The organism is Clostridium algidicarnis, assembly GCF_000703125.1.
Taxonomy (GTDB): domain Bacteria; phylum Bacillota; class Clostridia; order Clostridiales; family Clostridiaceae; genus Clostridium_L; species Clostridium_L algidicarnis.
Window position 1 is genome coordinate 1,576,356 of sequence record NZ_JNLN01000001.1, and the last position, 18,962, is coordinate 1,595,317.

At 31.0% G+C, this 18,962-nt stretch carries 15 protein-coding genes; all 15 read left to right on the forward strand.

The window, feature by feature from the left end:
* Positions 1-55: 55 nt before the first annotated feature.
* The 15 genes from rfbB (at position 56) to pfkA (ending at position 18,942) form a co-directional block, all read left to right on the forward strand.
* Positions 56-1,105 carry a dTDP-glucose 4,6-dehydratase gene (rfbB, locus tag BV55_RS0107675; protein WP_029452250.1) on the forward strand — a complete coding sequence of 350 codons (1,050 nt, stop codon included), beginning with the start codon at positions 56-58 and terminating at the stop codon, positions 1,103-1,105.
* 52 nt (positions 1,106-1,157) lie between these two features.
* Positions 1,158-2,006 (forward strand): glycosyltransferase family 2 protein, encoded by an 849-nt coding sequence (locus BV55_RS0107680; protein WP_029452251.1) that lies wholly within the window; start codon positions 1,158-1,160, stop codon positions 2,004-2,006.
* The gene (locus tag BV55_RS0107685; RefSeq protein WP_029452252.1) at positions 1,996-2,931 is read left to right on the forward strand and encodes a glycosyltransferase family 2 protein; all 936 of its coding nucleotides are present in this window, start codon (positions 1,996-1,998) and stop codon (positions 2,929-2,931) included. The genes BV55_RS0107680 and BV55_RS0107685 overlap by 11 nt, the downstream gene beginning before the upstream one ends.
* A gap of 88 nt (positions 2,932-3,019) precedes the next feature.
* Positions 3,020-3,304, forward strand: a complete 285-nt coding sequence (locus BV55_RS0107690) for a Dabb family protein (RefSeq protein WP_029452253.1) — start codon at positions 3,020-3,022, stop codon at positions 3,302-3,304.
* A 57-nt stretch (positions 3,305-3,361) separates the two neighbouring features.
* On the forward strand, positions 3,362-5,374 hold the full coding sequence (locus BV55_RS0107695; RefSeq protein ID WP_029452254.1) for a methyl-accepting chemotaxis protein: 2,013 nt from the start codon (positions 3,362-3,364) through the stop codon (positions 5,372-5,374).
* 200 nt (positions 5,375-5,574) lie between these two features.
* A complete protein-coding gene (gene yhfZ, locus BV55_RS0107700; RefSeq protein WP_029452255.1) occupies positions 5,575-6,498 on the forward strand; it encodes a GntR family transcriptional regulator YhfZ in 924 nt (307 codons plus the stop codon).
* A gap of 89 nt (positions 6,499-6,587) precedes the next feature.
* A complete protein-coding gene (locus BV55_RS0107705) occupies positions 6,588-6,986 on the forward strand; it encodes a PRD domain-containing protein (protein WP_051652449.1) in 399 nt (132 codons plus the stop codon).
* 2 nt (positions 6,987-6,988) lie between these two features.
* Complete coding sequence (locus BV55_RS0107710; RefSeq protein WP_029452257.1) at positions 6,989-7,351, forward strand: DUF2620 domain-containing protein; 363 nt, start codon at positions 6,989-6,991, stop codon at positions 7,349-7,351.
* 129 nt (positions 7,352-7,480) lie between these two features.
* Positions 7,481-8,773, forward strand: coding sequence for a YhfT family protein (locus BV55_RS0107715; protein WP_029452258.1), 1,293 nt, complete (start codon positions 7,481-7,483; stop codon positions 8,771-8,773).
* A 143-nt stretch (positions 8,774-8,916) separates the two neighbouring features.
* On the forward strand, positions 8,917-9,792 hold the full coding sequence (locus BV55_RS0107720; RefSeq protein ID WP_029452259.1) for a phosphotriesterase family protein: 876 nt from the start codon (positions 8,917-8,919) through the stop codon (positions 9,790-9,792).
* A 21-nt stretch (positions 9,793-9,813) separates the two neighbouring features.
* Positions 9,814-10,917: an aminotransferase class V-fold PLP-dependent enzyme gene (locus BV55_RS0107725; protein ID WP_029452260.1), complete on the forward strand. Its 1,104-nt coding sequence runs from the start codon at positions 9,814-9,816 to the stop codon at positions 10,915-10,917.
* Positions 10,918-10,934: 17 nt separating this feature from the next.
* Positions 10,935-12,092, forward strand: coding sequence for a YhfX family PLP-dependent enzyme (locus tag BV55_RS0107730; RefSeq protein ID WP_029452261.1), 1,158 nt, complete (start codon positions 10,935-10,937; stop codon positions 12,090-12,092).
* Positions 12,093-12,205: 113 nt separating this feature from the next.
* A complete protein-coding gene (locus BV55_RS0107735; RefSeq protein WP_029452262.1) occupies positions 12,206-13,414 on the forward strand; it encodes a phosphopentomutase in 1,209 nt (402 codons plus the stop codon).
* A gap of 396 nt (positions 13,415-13,810) precedes the next feature.
* Complete coding sequence (locus tag BV55_RS0107740; protein ID WP_029452263.1) at positions 13,811-17,416, forward strand: DNA polymerase III subunit alpha; 3,606 nt, start codon at positions 13,811-13,813, stop codon at positions 17,414-17,416.
* Positions 17,417-17,985: 569 nt separating this feature from the next.
* Entirely contained in the window at positions 17,986-18,942 is a 957-nt protein-coding gene (pfkA, locus tag BV55_RS0107745; RefSeq protein WP_029452264.1) for a 6-phosphofructokinase, read from the forward strand.
* The last annotated feature ends 20 nt before the right edge of the window (positions 18,943-18,962 follow it).

Below are 18,962 nucleotides of genomic sequence, written 5' to 3' on the forward strand. Positions count from 1 at the left end.
AAGACGGTTAATAAGAAAATTAATAATGATAATAAAGGCAAGGGAGAATGAATAAATGAAAACTTATTTAGTCACTGGTGGAGCTGGATTTATAGGATCAAACTTTATAATATATATGTTAAATAAGTATAAGGACATAAAAATAATTAATTTAGATAAGTTAACCTATGCAGGTAACTTAGAAAATTTAAAATCTATAGAAAAAGATGAAAGATACATATTTGTTCAAGGAGATATTTGTGATAAGGTACTAGTTTCAAGTCTTTTTGAAAAGCATAAAATAGATTATGTAGCTCACTTTGCAGCTGAATCTCATGTGGACAGGAGCATAAAGGAACCCGAAGTATTTGCAAGAACAAATTTTATGGGAACCGTTAACTTATTAAACTGTGCAAAAGATTCCTGGGAAATAAAGGACGGATGGAGAGAGGGCGTTAAGTTCCTTCACGTTTCAACTGATGAAGTTTATGGATCTTTAGGTGATACAGGATTCTTTGTTGAAACTACGCCTATAGACCCTCATAGCCCATATTCATCAAGTAAGGCCTCCTCAGATTTAATGGTTAAAGCCTATTCTGATACCTTTAACATGCCAATAAACATCACAAGGTGTTCAAATAACTATGGACCATTCCAATTTCCAGAAAAGTTGATACCTTTATTAATAAATAATTGTTTAGAACACAAAACCTTGCCTATATACGGTGATGGTATGAATATACGAGACTGGTTATTTGTTGAAGATCATGCAAAAGCAATAGATATGGTTATAAATGCTGGAAGAGCTGGAGAAGTATATAATATTGGTGGCCACAATGAAAGAACAAATATGGAAATAGTGGATACTATTATAAGCTACTTAAATGAAAATGTAGATAAGGCAATAACAAAAGATTTAAAAAAGTATGTTGAAGATAGGAAGGGCCATGATAAAAGATATGGAATAGACCCAACTAAAATAAAAGATGAACTTGGATGGTATCCTGAAACTACTTTTGAAGTAGGTATCAAAAAGACAATTAAATGGTATCTAGATAATGAAAATTGGATGAAAAATGTGACTTCTGGTTCTTATAAGAGCTATTATGAAAGCATGTATAAATAAAAGTGAAATATATTCAATATAGTAACAAAACTATGGCAAAAGGATGTTAAATATGGTAAGTAAATTTTCTTTGGTTATGGCTACCTATGGAAGATATGAGGAAGTAGATAGTTTTCTAAAAAGTATAGAAGAGTCAAAATATAATTTGAATTATGTTCAAGTTATTATTGTAGATCAAAATGAGAAAATATCTTTAGATGAAATTATAGATAAATATAAAGCAAAATTTAATATTATCCATATAAAATCTAAAGAAAAGGGGTTATCTCTAAATAGAAGCATAGGGCTTAAACAGGTAACAGGGGATATAGTTGCTTTTCCAGATGATGATTGTGAATATTTACCCGAAACATTAGCTAATGTAGATACATACATTAAAGAGAAAAATTGTGATGCTGTTATGGGTAGAATAGTTAAGAGAGATGGAAGTGATTCATTAAGAACCTGGCCAAAGAAAGTAATTAAAGTAAACACTAGTAACTTCTATACAAAATGCTCATCTGTAACCATTTTTCTAAAAAAGGACAAATGTAGAATTAAATTTAACCCAAAACTTGGAGCAGGCATGTACTTTGGAGCCTGTGAGGATGCAGATTTAATATATAAAAATATTAAGCTTAAAAATAATATCATATATAATCCTGATATTAGAATATATCACCCTCATTATGAGTCTGGTAAAAACATGGATGATGAAAAGGTATATAGATATGGGGTAGGATTTGGTGCCTTTGTTAAATCTAACCTAGATATCAATACTGCTATATTATTTATAAAAGCTGAGGTATATCACCTTGCACGAGCATTAATTCATTTGTGTACGTTTAATACTAAAGATGCAAAAAAAAGATTTGCAGCCTTTAAAAGTAGAATAGAAGGGTTTGTCAAATATGAAGAGTAAACAGGAGATAAAACAATGGGTAACTGTGATAACGCCCTATTATAAGGGCGAAAAAACCATATTTAGCACAATAGATTCAGTAATCGCAGCATATGAAAGAGTAAAAGAAGAATTAGAGCTTCAATATATCGTAGTTATAGATAGTATGGAAGACAAGGAAGAAATATGTTGTAGTTTAATTAATAGATATAATAATAAGATACAAATTTTAAAAAATGACACAAATCTAGGAGTTGCAGATTCAAGAAATAAAGCAAGTAAGATTTCAAATGGTGACTATTTATTATTTTTAGATCAAGACGATAATCTAAATGAAAAGTATTTTTTAAAGACTATGGAAAATATGAAAAATGCTGCAGATTTAATAGTGGTTAATGGGTATATATGTAATAAAGTAAATGGAAAGCAAGCACCATTATATTACGTTACACCTACCTTAGGTAAGAAAACCTTACTAAGAGCTAATAAGATAAATACACCAGGGCAAGTGTTGTTATCAAAGAGAGTTATAAAAATCCATAATTTATTTTCAGGATGTTCTAATGAGAATAAGGGGGCAGATGATTGGGCAGCATATATAAATATTTATATTAAGTTTCCTGACCTAAAAGTGGAATATGTTAGTGAAAAATTATTTTATTATAATTTACATGGAAATAATTATAGTAATGACTGGAAGGAACTTAATAGAAGTGCTATAGATACCTCTAAATACTTCATGGATAAGGTAAATCATAAGGAAAAAGGAATACTAAAAGAAAGAATTCAAATATTAGAATTTGAAAATCAATATTTAGATAATCCATCTATATCTTTTAAATTCAAAAACTTATTTAAAATAGTCCATTATTATTCTTTTCATCTGGTTTATGTAAATAGAATCATAGGAGCTTTTCATAAAAAGCTAATAGGATTTTACAAATAACATAAGGTATTAGATTATTTATAAAAGGAAATGGAAACATAAATGAAAATGGAAACTGTTTAAATTTATAGAATTAAAGGAGGATATTATGTTTACTCATATAGTGTTATTTAAATTAAAAAACGCCACAAAAGAAAACATGGAAGAGGCTAATTTAATATTAAATTCTATGGAAGGCAAGATAGAAGAACTTAAATATCTTGAGGTAGGTTTGGATATCATACGAAGTGAAAGATCTTATGATATAGCATTAATAACAAGATTTAATAGTAAAGAAGACATGGATAAGTACCAAGTAAGTGAGTACCATGTAAATCATGTACTGAAGAATTTAAAACCATTGCTTCAATCATCAGTGGCATTAGATTACTAATTATAAGTGAAAAGGTTTTTATATTAACATAATGTTAGACATAATGGAGGGGTTATAATGAATGAAAAAAAGAGGTCAAGTATTAAGGTAAGAATGGTAATAAGCCTTGTTTTATTAATAGCAATAGTTTGTGGTTCTCTTGGGGCTACATCTTTTAGCAGAAGTAAGAAAGCTGTAACTGAAACAGCTCAAAATTTAATGGAAACTTTGAGTAAGCAAATGGCAACTAATATTCAAGGGGATATAAAAAGTAAGTATCAATTATTAGAAGCAGTAGCTAATGATAGTAATGTTAAAGATTTTGATATTAAATTTGATGAAAAGAAAGTTATATTAGAAGAAGAGGTTAAAGCTCATGGACATATGACTATGGGTATATCAAATTTATCAGGAGATATAAACTACACTAATGGAATAACAGAGAACATAAAAGGTACGGATTATTTTAAAAGGGCTCTTAGAAGTGAAAATGCAGTGTCTGAACCTTTTGTAACTAAAACAGGTAATAATGAGTTAGTTATGGCCTATGCTGTGCCTATAAAGAATAACAATAATGTAGTAGGGATATTAGTAGCATTAAGAGACGGAAATGAAATTGCAAAATTAAACGATACAGTTGAATTTGGAAAAACTGGACGAGCTTATGTTATTGGAAAAAATGGTGATGTAATTGCTCATGAAGATAAAGAAAAGGTTATAAGTAAAGAAAATACCATAGCATTACAAGCGCAAGATAAAGATTTAGTTAGTAGAGCTATGATTGAACAAAAGATGGTAGATAGAGAAAGCGGAATAGGAAAGTATACATATGGGGGTATGAGTAAGTATATGGCTTATGCTCCAATTAAAGATACAGATTGGTCCTTAGGGGTATATGCTGAAGAAAAAGATGTTTTAAGTAGTCTTGATGCACTTAAAATCAGTATAGCTATAGTATCTTTAGCATTCATAATTTTAGCTATAGTTGTTATCTGGTTGTTGTCTGATAAGCTAGCTAAAAGTTTGAATAATATAAAAGAATATATAAATGTAATGGCTACTGGAGACTTTAGTATGGATGTGCCACAAAAACATCAAGATAAAAAAGATGAGACAGGCATTATGGCAAGAGCACTTCAAACAAGTAAGGATTCTGTAGGTAAGATGATATCTAATATAAAGAAAAACTCTAATGATATACAAGGCAGCTCTAAAGACTTAGTTAAAGTTTCTGAAGAATTTAATGAAAGTTCTCAAAATATATATGCAGCTATAGACCAAGTAGCAGAAGGAGCTTCTCAGCAGGCTCAAGATTTAGTATCTATAGTTGATATGTTAGAAAACTTTAGTGTAGGCTTAGAGGCAATGAATGGATCTATTGGTGAAATAGACTCCTTATCTGAAGGCATAAGTAAAAAGGCAGATGTAAGTAATGAAGATATGTTGAAGATAACAGCATCTTTAGATGAATTAGTAAATAATTTCAGCGGATTTACAATGAAGATATCAAAGATGAGTGAGAGCATAGAAAAAGTAAATGAAATAACAGATTTAATTAATAATATAGCAGAACAAACTAATTTACTTGCACTAAATGCAGCTATTGAAGCAGCTAGAGCAGGAGAAGCTGGAAGAGGTTTTGCTGTAGTTGCAGAAGAAATAAGAAACCTAGCAGAAAAGAGCAAAGAATCTTCAACTACAATTTATGATCTTGTTAGAAATGTATTAGAAGATGCCAATATTATTGAAAATGGTACAACTGAAATGAATTCCAAACTTCAAGAACAAAAGGTTAGTATAGAAAGTAGCATGGAATCATTTAAATCTATATCCACTTCAATGATAACAATTACCCCTAAAATAAATTTACTTACCGAAGGCTTTGAACAGCTTAACGAAAAGAAAAAAGACATACTATATAAGACAGAGGCAATATCAGCTATTTCCGAAGAAATATCAGCATCCTCAGAAGAAATAGCAGCATCTAGTGAGCAAATGGCTGAAACTAGTAAAGAAATGCATACTTCAGTAAGCTCTTTAAGTGACAAGACCAATGAAATGAGTGACGAAGTAAATAAGTTTAAGATCTAATAAAAGATATAGGAGATATATTTTTTAAATAAACAAACACAAATATATACAAGATACCCTTATACCATATTTATGATATAAGGGTATCTTTTTAAGTTAACAATAATTAAATTTATAAATTACCGTTGAAAAGGGTTTTATAATGTGATATTATAAAGATACAAAGTACAAAAAAGTGTATATTGACATGGAGAAATAATATGAATTTAAAAGAGAAGTTAATGCAAAAGAATGGATATGTGGCTATGACCTTAGCTAAGGAATTTGTATCAAAGGATGTGGGAGATAGAATAGACACTGTAGCTACATTTACTGAAAGATATAATACAGCTAGAGGGACAGTTCAATCAGCTATTAAGTTTTTACAAGAATATAAGGCTATATCTTTTGAATCTAGAGGACATCTTGGAACTTTTATAACATATATAGATTATACAAAACTTCTAGAAGTAGCAGACATAAAAAGTATACTTGGAGTTATGCCACTTCCTTATTCAAAAAGATATGAAGGCCTTGCTACAGGTATTTATAAAAGCTCATTTGCAAAGAAGTTTCCAGTAAACCTTGCATATATGAGGGGAGCTAGAAATAGATTAGATTCTCTAGAAGAAGGTAGATATGATTTTGCAGTTATGTCTTGTCTTGCAGCAGAACATTATATTGAAAAGGGCGAACCTATACAAATAGCAGTAAACTTTGGTACAAACTCCTTTGTTGATAACCATGTACTGGCATTTAACAAAAACTTCGGCTCTGAAATAAAAGATGGTATGAGGGTTGGAATAGATACATCTTCATTAGATCATGAGATAATGACACTAAAAGAATGTGCTGGTAAAAAGGTAGAGTTAGTTCATTTATTATATAGCCAAATAATAAGCAATTTAATAAACGGAACAATTGATGCATCTATATCTACCATTGATGAAATAAGAGATAAGAAGCTAGATGTTAAATATAAAGTAGTATCGGAAGATTATGGTGGAAAAAATACACAAGCAGTTTTAGTTATACACAAAGATAGAGAAGAAATGAGAAATTTAATACTGAAATTTTTAAACAAAGAAGAAATCATAAAATATCAAAACTCAGTTGTACAGGAAAAAATCATACCAAATTATTAAAAAGCTTTTATATAATAATAATCTAAAGATATTTTTTAAACTCAATGTACAAAATTATGTATATTGGAAAAGTTTCGGGGGGATGGAAAATGAATTTAATGACAAGACTAGTTATCTTAAAAGATGCTGGGCAAATAGACCAAAACATACATGGAGATATAATAAAGATAATAGATATGTTTGATGAAAAATACAACATAAAACTAACAGAAGAAAATGCATCAATGTTAATAACTCATTTAGCTATTTCTTTTAAAAGAATAAAGATGGGTGAAACTGTGAATCCTATAGAGGAAATTATGTATGAGGAAATAAGGGAAGATAAAAATTATAAAAAGGCAGAAGCAATATTTAAGGATATGGAAGTAACCATCGAAAAAAGTATTAATGACAATGAAAAAGGATTTATAATAATGCATTTATGTAGTTTACTACATAATGAAGATACTAATGAAAATACTGAAGAAAATATAATAAAGGATGTGTAATAATGATTAAAATAGTTATAGGTGGGCAATTAGACAAAGATATGGTAGCAGAAATAACTAGAAAGGTTGCAGGGGATAGAGCGACTATAGAGATTAAATCTGATATAGAAGCGGCTATGGCAATTAAAACAGGAGAAGCAGATTATTATTTAGGAGCTTGCAATACTGGTGGCGGTGGAGCTTTAGCTATGGCTATAGCACTTTTAGGTATGGGACTTTGTGCTACAGTTTCAATGCCAGGAAATATAAAAAGTAAAGAAGCAATCATAAGTGAAATTGAAGCAGGGAAAAAGGCATTTGGATTTACACCACAACATGCAGATACAGTTATTCCAATCATAGTTAACAAAATACTAGAAGGTTAAAAATATGATATTAAGTCTGATATTAAATTCCGTATTAAGTTTAGTATTAAAACCAATATTAAATCTGAATTAAATCTAATTTTAAATATCAGACATTATATAAAAATATAAAAAATAGGAGGGTTTTACATGAAATTTGTAATTATAGCACTTTTAGGGGCTCTTGCAGCTATACTTTCAAACATGGGAGTTGCAGTGTTTAATGATGGGTTAAGACCCGTAGTCCCAGAATACTTAGAAGGAAGGATGGATAAAAAGGCTTTAGCAGCTACATCTTTTGCCTTAAGCTTTGGACTAGTTATAGGATTTGGTATACCAGTTTCTATAGCAGCTTCTATTATTTTAATACACAGTATATTACTAGGAACAGACATCATCGGAAGTTGGTGCCCAAGTGGTAAAAAAGGTATCATAATGTCAGGAGTTATAGGAGCTTTATATGGTTTAGGTCTTGTTAGCGGACTTCAAGCTATTGTAGATTTATTTGCTAAATTACCAATTAATTTCTTGCCTCAACTAGGACAAGTTGGAGCACCAGTTGTTGCAGCATTTGCTGTATTCCCAGCTTTAGTTGTAGCTTATCAATTTGGATTTAAAAAAGGTATCATTACATTATGTATTTCATTTTTAGTTAGACAAATAACATTATATTATGGAAAGTTCCAATGGAATGGAGCAACAATTAAGATAGATCAAGAAGGAATGGCTTTACTTGCAGGTATGATTATAATGCTTGTATTTGCAATGAAAGAAAAACCAGATCCTAATGCACCAAAGGTGGACCTTGTATCCATATTTGCGGAAAGAGTTAAAAAGATCAAAAAGAATTTACCTATACTTGCAGTAATGGGTGGACTTATTTCAGCAGCTACTAGCCTTTCTATGGTTGCAGGAGACCCTATATCATTAAACTTACTTAAAGAAGGTAAAAATGTAGAAGCAGCTATGACAGCTTTTGCAAGAGGAATTGGATTTATACCACTAGTAGCAACAACAGCAATAACTACAGGAGTGTATGCTCCTGCTGGAATGACCTTTGTATTTGTAATTGGATTACTTGTAAAAAATCCTTTATTATCCTTCATATTAGGTGCAGGAGTAATGTCTTTAGAAATATTATTCTTAGATGTACTTGCAAGATTCTTAGATAAGTTCCCAGGAGTTAAAAAGTGTGGAGATAATATAAGAACATCCATGAGTAAGGTGCTTGAAGTTGCATTGCTTGTAGGTGGACTTATGGCAGCAAATGCTATGGCGCCAGGACTTGGATTATTCGTTGTTATAGGACTTTATGTACTTAACAAAACTTCAAAGAAACCTATTGTAGATATGGCAGTTGGTCCTATGGGAGCAATTTTAGTAGGTATACTAATTAACATATTATTTGTAGTTGGGCTATACCTTCCACCAGTACTGAAATAGGTCTAAGTTTAGATAGATAAATTATTTATTTGAAATTTAACTCAGATATGAGATATGAAAGATTAAACATTAAAAATTAAAACTTTAGATGTCTCAATATCTTTAAGGTATTGGGACATCAATTTAAGAAGGGAGTGAATTTTATGAAACTAGTTGAAGGAATAACCTATTCTCATGAACATGTAAGGTTAGATTTATCTGGAGTAAAACAAAACGATGACTGTAATCTTAATGCATTTGATGAAACTGTAGAAGAATTTAAGGACCTTTATAAAAAGGGTGTTAGAAACATAGTAGAGGTAACTAATAGAGGCATGGGTAGAGATATAGATTATATAAAGTCCGTAGCTAAAGAAACTAATATGAATATATTATGTTCTACAGGATATTATAAGGTTCCATTTTTCCCGAAGGAAGTTTATGATTTATCAGCTAAAGAATTGTCTAAAATTATGATTGATGAAATAGTGAATGGAATTGATGGCAGTGATATAAAAGCAGATATTATAGGAGAAATAGGAACAAGTAACAATATTATAGAAGAAGCAGAGAAAAAGGTATTTATTGCAGGGGCTTTGGCTCATGTTGAAACAGGAAAGACTATAATAACGCATACGACTTTAGGGACTTTAGGACTAGAACAAATTGAATTGTTAAAAGCTCATGGTATGGATATAGAAAAACTAATAATAAGTCATGTGGACTTAACAGGAGATATAGATTATATATTAAGACTTATAGACAAGGGAGCAAATGTTGCCTTTGATACAATTGGAAAAGAAAATTATAAGCCTGATGGTGTTAGAATAGATATGCTTAAAGAAATATGTAAAAGAGGACTTAGTGATAAGGTACTTATGTCTATGGACATTACAAGAAAATCTAATCTAAAAGGTAGAGGTGGTATAGGTTATTCTTATTTATTAGATAATTTTATACCAAGACTTTTGGAAAGTGGTATTTCAAAAAATGATATAAAAACTATTACAGAAAAGAACATAGTAAGAATTTTAAATTAAGCTTTAGATAGGAGAATCTTTATGAATACTTATCCTTTAAAGTCTATAGGAATAGACGAAGCAAAAAAGATGCAATTTAAGATGATAGATACCATAACTAAATACTTTAATGGTTCAGAGGTGTTAAGCCTTGGTGACCTTGGTGTAGTTAAGGGATTAAATAAACCTTCATTTACAAAAAAGTCGGAGAAGGTTTTGGCAGAGTTTTTTAATGCTGAAGCTGCAACTTTAGTAAGGGGAGCTGGAACAGGTGCTTTAAGATGGGGTATTATAAGCTTTTTAAAACCTGGAGATAGTATACTTGTCCATGATGCTCCCATATATCCTACTACGGAAGTTACATTAAATACTATGGGAATAAAAACTATAAAGGCTGATTTTAATAATATAGATGAAGTTAAAAAGGTGTTATTAAAAAGCAAATTAGATGGAGCATTAGTACAGTATACAAGGCAAAAGTTAGAGGATAGCTATGATATTGGAGAGATAATAACTCTTATAAAACAGCATAATGAAAATATAAAAATTATAACTGATGATAATTATGCGGTAATGAAGGTAGATAAAATAGGTACACAACTTGGTGCTGATTTATCTGGATTTTCATCCTTTAAACTTTTAGGACCAGAAGGTGTAGGGATTTTAGTTGGAAAAGCTGATTTAATTGAAAAAGTGGTTTCTTTAAACTATTCAGGTGGAAGTCAGGTACAAGGATTTGAAGCTATGGAAGTATTAAGAGGGCTTGTATATGCTCCAGTGTCTTTAGCTATTCAAGCTGAAGTAAATGAAGAGCTGGTTGAAAGACTAAAAAACGGAGAAGTTAAAGGGGTTAAAAATGCCTTTTTAGCTAATGCTCAATCAAAGGTCTTGTTAGTAGAATTCGAAAAAGAAATTGCAAATATTGTATTAGAGGAATCAGAAAAGCTAGGGGCAGCGCCAAATCCAGTAGGAGCTGAGTCAAAATATGAAATGGTTCCAATGATATATAGGATTTCAGGAACTTTTAGGAAGGCAGACCCTACTCTTGAAAAAAGAATGATAAGAATTAATCCTATGAGAAGTGGAGCAGATACTGTTATTAGAATACTTAAGGAAAGTGTTAAAACTGCTTATGAAATATTGTAAGGAAGAGGAATGATGTTATGTTTTTAGAAAAGACTATAGATAGAAACCCTAACCTAATAAAAGCTGCATTTTATCTTCATCAAGAAGGCGTTATATCACCTGATACCTATGTATTAGATTATGATATGATCTTAGAAAATGCAAGGATGATGAAAACGGAAGCAGATAAGTACGGAATAAAGCTATATTTTATGGGAAAACAAATAGGTAGGAATCCTTTAATTTGTAAGGCTTTAATGGATATGGGGTTTGAAGGGGCTGTGGCTGTAGATTATAAAGATGCCAAGATTCATATCGAAAATGGTATTAAACTTGGTCATGTAGGACATTTAGTACAAATACCTAAAAATGATGTGGAACTTATAGTTTCTGCAGGGCCACAAACTATATCTATTTACTCTATTGAAAAGGCTAAAGAAATATCTAAGGCAGCAGTAAAACTTAATGTAAAGCAAAATATTACTTTAAGAGTTATTGATGATGAAGATATGTTATATCCCGCTCAATATGGTGGTTTTTATTTAAAGGATTTAGAAAAGGTTGTAGATGAACTTAGAAGTTTACCCAATATAGTGATTTATGGACTAACCTCATTTCCTTGTTTTTTATATGATAGCAAAGAAAAGAAAATAAAAGATACTCATAATTTGAAAACTGTATTAAAGGCAAAAGATATATTAAAAGATATGGATATTAATATAGAAGAGGTAAATCTTCCTTCAGCTAATTGTACTGAAAGTATGAAGCTTATAAAATCCTTTGGGGGAACACATGGAGAGCCTGGACATGGATTTACAGGTACTACGCCATTTCATGGTGATCATGATAACTATGAAAAGCCTGCAATGGTTTATGTAAGTGAAGTTTCTCATAACTTAAATTCAAATAGTTATTGTTATGGAGGAGGATATTACAGAAGATCTAACTTAAAAAAGGCTTTAGTTGGAACAGATATAGATAATGGTAAATTAATAGATGTAGAAGAACCAAGTTTAGAAAGTATAGATTACTATTTTACACTAAAAGAAAATACAAAGGTTTCAGATACTGTAATTATGGCTTTTAGAACACAAATATTCGTAACACGCAGTGATGTTGCCATAGTTAAAGGAATAAGAGATGGAAAGCCAGAACTTATTGGGCTTTATGATTCTCAAGGAAGAAAAACTAGATAAAATTATAGCTTTGAATTAGAAAAGGGCAGATAAACTTATAATTTTAGAACAGAAAATATTAAATAAACTTATGAAAAATAAATCTTTAAATAAAAGATGAAGGGGTGACAGTGTTGGGTAAATTTATGGTTATAGTTTTGGATGGATTTGGTGTAGGATATATGAAGGATGTTAGTGTTGTAAGACCGCAAGATATGGGATCAAATACTTGCAAACATATATTAGAAAACTCTCCAAATTTAAAGCTTAAGACTCTAGAAAGACTAGGACTTATGAATGCTTTAGGTGAAGAGATTGGACTTATGAAATTTGCTAAGGGGGCAACCTTTGGTAAGGCAGAATTAACTCATTTTGGAGCGGATACATTCTTTGGACACCAAGAAATAATGGGAACAAAACCTATGAAACCATTAAGAGAACCTTTTTCTAAATATATTGATGAGGTATATAACCTTCTTAAAAAAGAAGGCTATGATGTGGAGTATATAGAAGGAAAAGAGGCAAAACTTCTTATGGTAAATGGTGCCCTTACTGTAGCTGATAATATAGAAACAGACCTAGGTCAAGCAATAAATGTTACAGCATCTTTAGAACTTATGCCTTTTAGTGAAGTTTTAAAGGTAGGTAAATTAGTTAGAAGTGTAGTTATGATTCCAAGAGTTATAACTTTTGGTGGAGAAGACATAACAAAAGAAGATATATTAAATGCTATCGAAGAGAAGCCAAATGGATTTATTGGTGTTAATGCACCTAAGTCTGGAGTTTATAATAAAGGATATCAATGTAGACATTTAGGTTATGGAGTAGATCCAAATGTTCAAGTACCAACTATTTTAGGTGAAGCTTCCATAGATGTTACATTACTTGGGAAGGTTGCAGATGTTGTAATTAATGAAAAAGGAAAAAGCATATCCTGGGTAGATACAGCAGAAGTTCTTCAGCTCACCTTAGATGAAATGGATAAAATAGATACAGGATTTATATGCACTAATGTTCAAGAAACAGATTTAAGTGGACATGCAGAAAATGTAGAAAGATATGCAGAAAAATTATCTATAGCTGATAAATATATAGATAAGATTATAGAAAAATTAAAGGATGACGATATATTATTAATTATGGCAGACCATGGAAATGACCCAACTGTAGGTCATAGTAAACACACAAGAGAATGTGTGCCTTTGCTTATTTATGGTAAGAATGTAAAGAATGCTAATTTAGGTACAAGAAAGACCTTATCCGATGTGGGAGCTACTGTAGCTGACTTTTTAAAGGTAGATAGACCTGAAAACGGTGAGTCATTCTTAAATTTAATAAGATAATATATTCTAAAAATACTTTAAATAATATACTTTAAGTTTATATATAACAAAGTAAAGGTAGAGTGCTTAAGACTTAATCATTATAATTAAATAAAATCACAAAAACGCCTCTAGATTAATATTTTTATTAGTCTAGAGGTGTTTAATATATAGTATGGAAGGATTTGTGAAATGCACAATATTAACCTATATTTTAAAGGTGGAAAATTTAAATATTTATTTAGGGTGTGTAGTCTTCTGACTTCATTCCATGTACATTAAAAGTTATTAAGGGTATAATTAATATGAATAAATCTCTTTGGAAAGGGGATTAAATTTTTGGATTATTCAATTTTAGAAGAAAATGATACAGAGGATTCATTAGAAAAGAGCAAAGAAAAACATAATGAAGGCTCCATTAAAAAGCAGTTTTGTCATCTTCATTTGCATACTGGGTACAGCCTTTTAGATGGATCAGGGAAGATACCTAATATAATAGAAAAGGCTAAAGAGCTAGGTATGGAAAGTATAGCTATAACTGATCATGGAGTTATGTATGGCTGCGTTGAGTTTTATAAGGCAGCAAAGGATGCTGGAATTAAACCTATTTTAGGTTGCGAAGTATATGTAGTAGCTAAATCTCTAAGCTTAAAGCAGGCTGATGAAGAAAATGAAACTCATCACCTAGTGCTGCTTGTGAAAAATGAAGTAGGTTATGAAAACTTAATGAAGATAGTATCTAAGGCATCTATAGAAGGTTTTTATTATAAGCCTCGAATAGATCATGATTACCTAAAAACACATAGCGAAGGACTTATAGCATTAAGTGCATGCCTTGGAGGAGAAGTTCAGTCTTATATATTAAGAGAAAATAAAGCAAAAGCTGTAAAAACAGCACTTTTTTATAAAGAAACATTTAAAGATGGGTTTTATTTAGAGCTTCAGTATCATGGGATAGAGGATCAAAGAAAGGTGAATAAGGAATTAATTGAAATGTCTAAAGAATTAAATATTCCTTTAGTAGCTACAAATGATGTTCATTATATAAATAAAGAAGACTCAAAGTCGCATGATGTATTACTTTGCATACAAACTGCAAAAACAATACAAGAAGAAAATAGAATGAGATATCCTTCAGATCAGTTTTATTTAAAGTCTCCAGAGGAAATGTGGAGGGAATTTGCCTATATAAAAGAAGCCTTAGAAAACACAGTTAAAATTGCTGATCAGTGTAATTTTGATTATGAATTTCATAAATCTAAGCTACCTAAATTTCCACTAGAAGAAGGAATAGATCCCTTTGAATATCTAAAAGAAACCTGTTACAAGGGCCTTGCTTCTAGATATGAGGTATTTAGTGAAACAGAAGGAGAAAATTTTAGTTTAGAAAGAATTTATGAAATAGCAGAGGAATCTAAAAAGGCAAAAGAATATGTGGAAAGACTTGACTATGAACTTCAGGTAATAAATCAGATGGGTTATATAGATTACTTTTTAATAGTTTGGGACTTTATAAGATTTGCTGTGGAAAATAGTATTCCAACAGGCCCTGGAAGAGGTTCTGCTGCAGGGTCGCTAGTTGCATACACCCTTGGCATAACAAAGATAGATCCAATAAGGTATGGATTGATTTTTGAAAGATTTCTAAATCCAGAAAGAATCTCAATGCCAGATATTGATTCCGATTTTTGTTATGAAAGGCGTCAGGATATAATTGATTATGTAGTGGATAAGTATGGCAAGGACAATGTGTCTCAGATAATAACCTTTGGAACTATGGCAGCGAGGGCTTGTATAAGAGACGTAGGAAGGGCTATGAGCTATTCCTATCAAGAGGTAGATAAGATTGCTAAGATGATACCTACCGTGCTTAATATAACCATAGATAAGGCCTTAGAATTAAACCAAGAACTTAAAAATGCTTATGATGGCGATATAAGAGTAAAGGAATTAATAGATGTAAGTAGAAGCCTTGAAGGACTTCCAAGACATTCATCTACTCATGCTGCAGGTGTAGTTATAGCATCACAGCCTCTTGTAAATTATGTGCCACTTCAAAAAAATGAAGACATGATAGTTACACAATTTACCATGGGAACTCTAGAGGAACTTGGACTTTTGAAAATGGACTTTCTTGGACTTAGAACTCTTACTGTAATGAGAGATACAGTAGATATGATAAAGGTCAACAGAGGAATTCATATAGACATAGATAAGTTAGAATTTGAGGACAAAGAAGTATATAAAATGATAGGTGAAGGTAAAACGGTTGGTGTGTTTCAGCTAGAATCAGCAGGAATGACTAACTTTATGAAGGAACTAAGGCCAGACTCTTTAGAGGATATAATAGCTGGAATAAGTCTTTATAGACCAGGGCCTATGGCAGAAATACCTAGGTATATAGAAAGTAAGAAAAACCCTGAAAAGTTAGTTTACGAAACACCAGAACTAGAGAGCATACTTGATGTAACCTATGGTGTCATGGTATACCAAGAGCAGGTTATGGAAATTGTTAGAAAGCTTGCAGGATATTCCATGGGCCGAAGTGACTTAGTTAGAAGAGCTATGTCAAAGAAAAAACATAAGGTTATGGAAGAGGAAAGACATAACTTCATAAACGGTGTAGTAGATGAAAAGGGAAATATAGAAGTACCAGGTTGCGTAAGAAACGGAATTTCAAAAGAAGCAGCAAATAAGATATTTGATCAAATGATGGATTTTGCTTCCTATGCATTTAATAAATCCCACGCGGCGGCCTATGCTGTAATTGGATACCAAACAGCTTACTTTATGAAGTATTACCCTGTGGAATATATTGCTGCCATGTTAAATAGTATTATGGGAATAAGTGAAAAGGTATCAGGGTATATTAGATTTGCAGAAAGTATTGGAATACAAGTTTTATCACCAGATATAAATGAAAGCTATGGTAAGTTCACTGTTAAAGGAGATACCATAAGATTTGGACTAGGCTCTGTAAAAAATGTAGGATTAAATGTAGTAAATGGAATAGTAGAATCTAGAGAGAAAAAGGGTAGATTCATATCTCTTTATGATTTTTGCAATAAGATGGAGGTTTCAAGCATTAATAAAAGAGCATCCGAAAGTCTTATAAAAGCTGGAGCCTTTGATGGGTTTAAGACCTTTAGATCTCAAATGCTAGCAGTAAATGAGAAAATGTTAGATGGAATTTCTAATCAAAAAAAGAAGAACATAGAAGGTCAGGTAAGCCTTTTTTCAACCTTTGATAATACAGAAGAGCAGTTTCAAATAAAATATCCTAATATAAAAGAGTTTGATAAAAAATATATATTAGCTATGGAAAAAGAAATGACAGGATTATATCTTACAGGACACCCTTTAGATGAATATGAAAAAAGCTTAAACCTTCAGACTTCTACTAATATTGCTAAAATATTTAGTGATTATGATGAAACTTATGGTGAAAATTCTATAATAGAAAATACATCAGTTGATTTACTAGAGTCCATTGAAGATTCTAATATAAATAAAATTATAGCGGATACTTTAAAAGATGGGGATAGAGTAGCAATAGGTGGAATCATTTCAGATTTCAATAGAAAAATAACAAGAAATAATGATATGATGGCCTTTATAAAACTAGAGGATTTAACTGGAGTTATAGAATGTATAGTATTCCCTAAAGCCTATGAAAAGTTATCATCTTTAATAGATGCGGATAGCCTAATAGTTATAAAGGGAAGGCTTGTAATGAATGAAGATGAAGACCCTAAAATCATCTGTGAGCAGATAATACCCTTAGAAAAGGTTGATAGTTCAAAACTTTATATAATGGTAGAAGATGAGAAGACAGCAAGAAATATAATAAAAGATTTAAAAATAATAATGTTTAAATTTAAAGGAAATACACCAGTATACCTATTTGCAGCAAAGGAAAGAACTTCATTTAGACTTTCAAGAGATGCCTGGGTGGATTTAGATACTGAAATAGTAGGGATTTTAAGAGAAAAGTTTGGAGAAGACAGGGTTAAAATCACTTAAAAATTAGTTAAGTATTAATTAAATATTACTTAGAAATTGCTTAAATATTATTTAGAAAGCACTTAAATATTATTTGGGAATTACTTTAATATTACTTGGGGATTAATTAAATAATAATTAAATAATAATTGGAGATTAATTAAAGTAAATATTAAAAATAAAAATTCATAATCCTTAGATTTTAGTAAATACTAATAAGGATAATCTCCTAAATTTTTAAAGCGGTTCTAAGATAAAATTAGAATCGCTTTAAATAAACAAATAATTATAGGAATCCACAAGATATACTAGGATGTAAATGTATACACTAAGAGTATTGTGAATTATACTAAATATTTTGAAGAAAGAGTTGAAAAAACCTACATAATTCAGTAAAATTAAGGTGAGAAGATATTAATGGTAGTACCTATATATTATTAAATTGCATGTCAGTATCTGTCATTAATTAAATAAAATGAGCACTAATTATGTATACTTTGATTTTTATTATACAAAGTCTAGAAAATAAACGAGTACAAATTTAACCTAGGCGGGACTAAAATTGACCTGCCGGTATAGGAGGAATAATTATGAAGAAAATAGCCATACTTACAAGTGGTGGGGATGCACCAGGAATGAATGCTGCTATAAGGGCTGTAGTTAGGACAGCTATAGAAAAAGATATAGAGGTAATGGGAATTAGCAGAGGGTACAGCGGACTTATAAACGGTGAAATATTCACAATGGATAGGCATTCGGTATCAGATATAATCCAAAGAGGAGGTACTATGCTTAGAACTGCAAGATGCGAAGAATTTAAAACTGAAGAGGGAAGAAAAAAGGCAGCTAATGTACTTGAGGTTTTTGGCATAGATGGGCTTGTGGTAATTGGAGGAGATGGCTCTTTTATGGGGGCTAAGCTTCTTTCAGAACTTGGTGTATCCACTGTAGGATTGCCTGGAACTATAGATAATGATTTAGCATACACAGAATATACTATAGGATTTGATACAGCTTCAAATACAGTTTTAGATGCCATAAATAAATTAAGAGATACATCTACTTCCCATGAAAGAGTTTCTATAGTAGAAGTAATGGGAAGAAACTGTGGAGATATAGCTTTAAATGCAGGAATTGCAGGAGGAGCAGAAAGTATAATAGTACCTGAAAAAGAATTTGATGTAAATGAACTGTGCAAATCAATTTTATCAGGAAGATTAAAAGGAAAGATGCATAACTTAATATTACTTGCAGAAGGTGTAGGTGGAGCAGAAGAATTAGCTAGACACGTAGAAAAGATGACAGGCATCGAAGCAAGAGCTACAATACTAGGACATATACAAAGGGGAGGAAGTCCAACGGCCTTTGATAGAGTACTTGCGTCTAAGCTAGGATATAAAGCTGTAGAGGTATTAATGGAAGGAAGATCATCTAGAGTTGTAGGTATTAGAGATGGAAAGGTAGTGGATCTAGATATTAAAGAAGCACTAGCTATTCCAAGAAAATTTGATGAAGATCTTTATAAAATGGCTCAAGTATTGTCTTAATACAAACTAAATATTGATTA

Bases quoted from the DNA above. Each gene is read 5' to 3' on its own strand.
- rfbB (WP_029452250.1), top strand. From the start codon at position 56: ATGAAAACTTATTTAGTCACTGGTGGAGCTGGATTTATAGGATCAAAC.
- BV55_RS0107680 (WP_029452251.1), top strand. From the start codon at position 1,158: ATGGTAAGTAAATTTTCTTTGGTTATGGCTACCTATGGAAGATATGAG.
- BV55_RS0107685 (WP_029452252.1), top strand. From the start codon at position 1,996: ATGAAGAGTAAACAGGAGATAAAACAATGGGTAACTGTGATAACGCCC.
- BV55_RS0107690 (WP_029452253.1), top strand. From the start codon at position 3,020: ATGTTTACTCATATAGTGTTATTTAAATTAAAAAACGCCACAAAAGAA.
- BV55_RS0107695 (WP_029452254.1), top strand. From the start codon at position 3,362: ATGAATGAAAAAAAGAGGTCAAGTATTAAGGTAAGAATGGTAATAAGC.
- yhfZ (WP_029452255.1), top strand. From the start codon at position 5,575: ATGAATTTAAAAGAGAAGTTAATGCAAAAGAATGGATATGTGGCTATG.
- BV55_RS0107705 (WP_051652449.1), top strand. From the start codon at position 6,588: ATGAATTTAATGACAAGACTAGTTATCTTAAAAGATGCTGGGCAAATA.
- BV55_RS0107710 (WP_029452257.1), top strand. From the start codon at position 6,989: ATGATTAAAATAGTTATAGGTGGGCAATTAGACAAAGATATGGTAGCA.
- BV55_RS0107715 (WP_029452258.1), top strand. From the start codon at position 7,481: ATGAAATTTGTAATTATAGCACTTTTAGGGGCTCTTGCAGCTATACTT.
- BV55_RS0107720 (WP_029452259.1), top strand. From the start codon at position 8,917: ATGAAACTAGTTGAAGGAATAACCTATTCTCATGAACATGTAAGGTTA.
- BV55_RS0107725 (WP_029452260.1), top strand. From the start codon at position 9,814: ATGAATACTTATCCTTTAAAGTCTATAGGAATAGACGAAGCAAAAAAG.
- BV55_RS0107730 (WP_029452261.1), top strand. From the start codon at position 10,935: ATGTTTTTAGAAAAGACTATAGATAGAAACCCTAACCTAATAAAAGCT.
- pfkA (WP_029452264.1), top strand. From the start codon at position 17,986: ATGAAGAAAATAGCCATACTTACAAGTGGTGGGGATGCACCAGGAATG.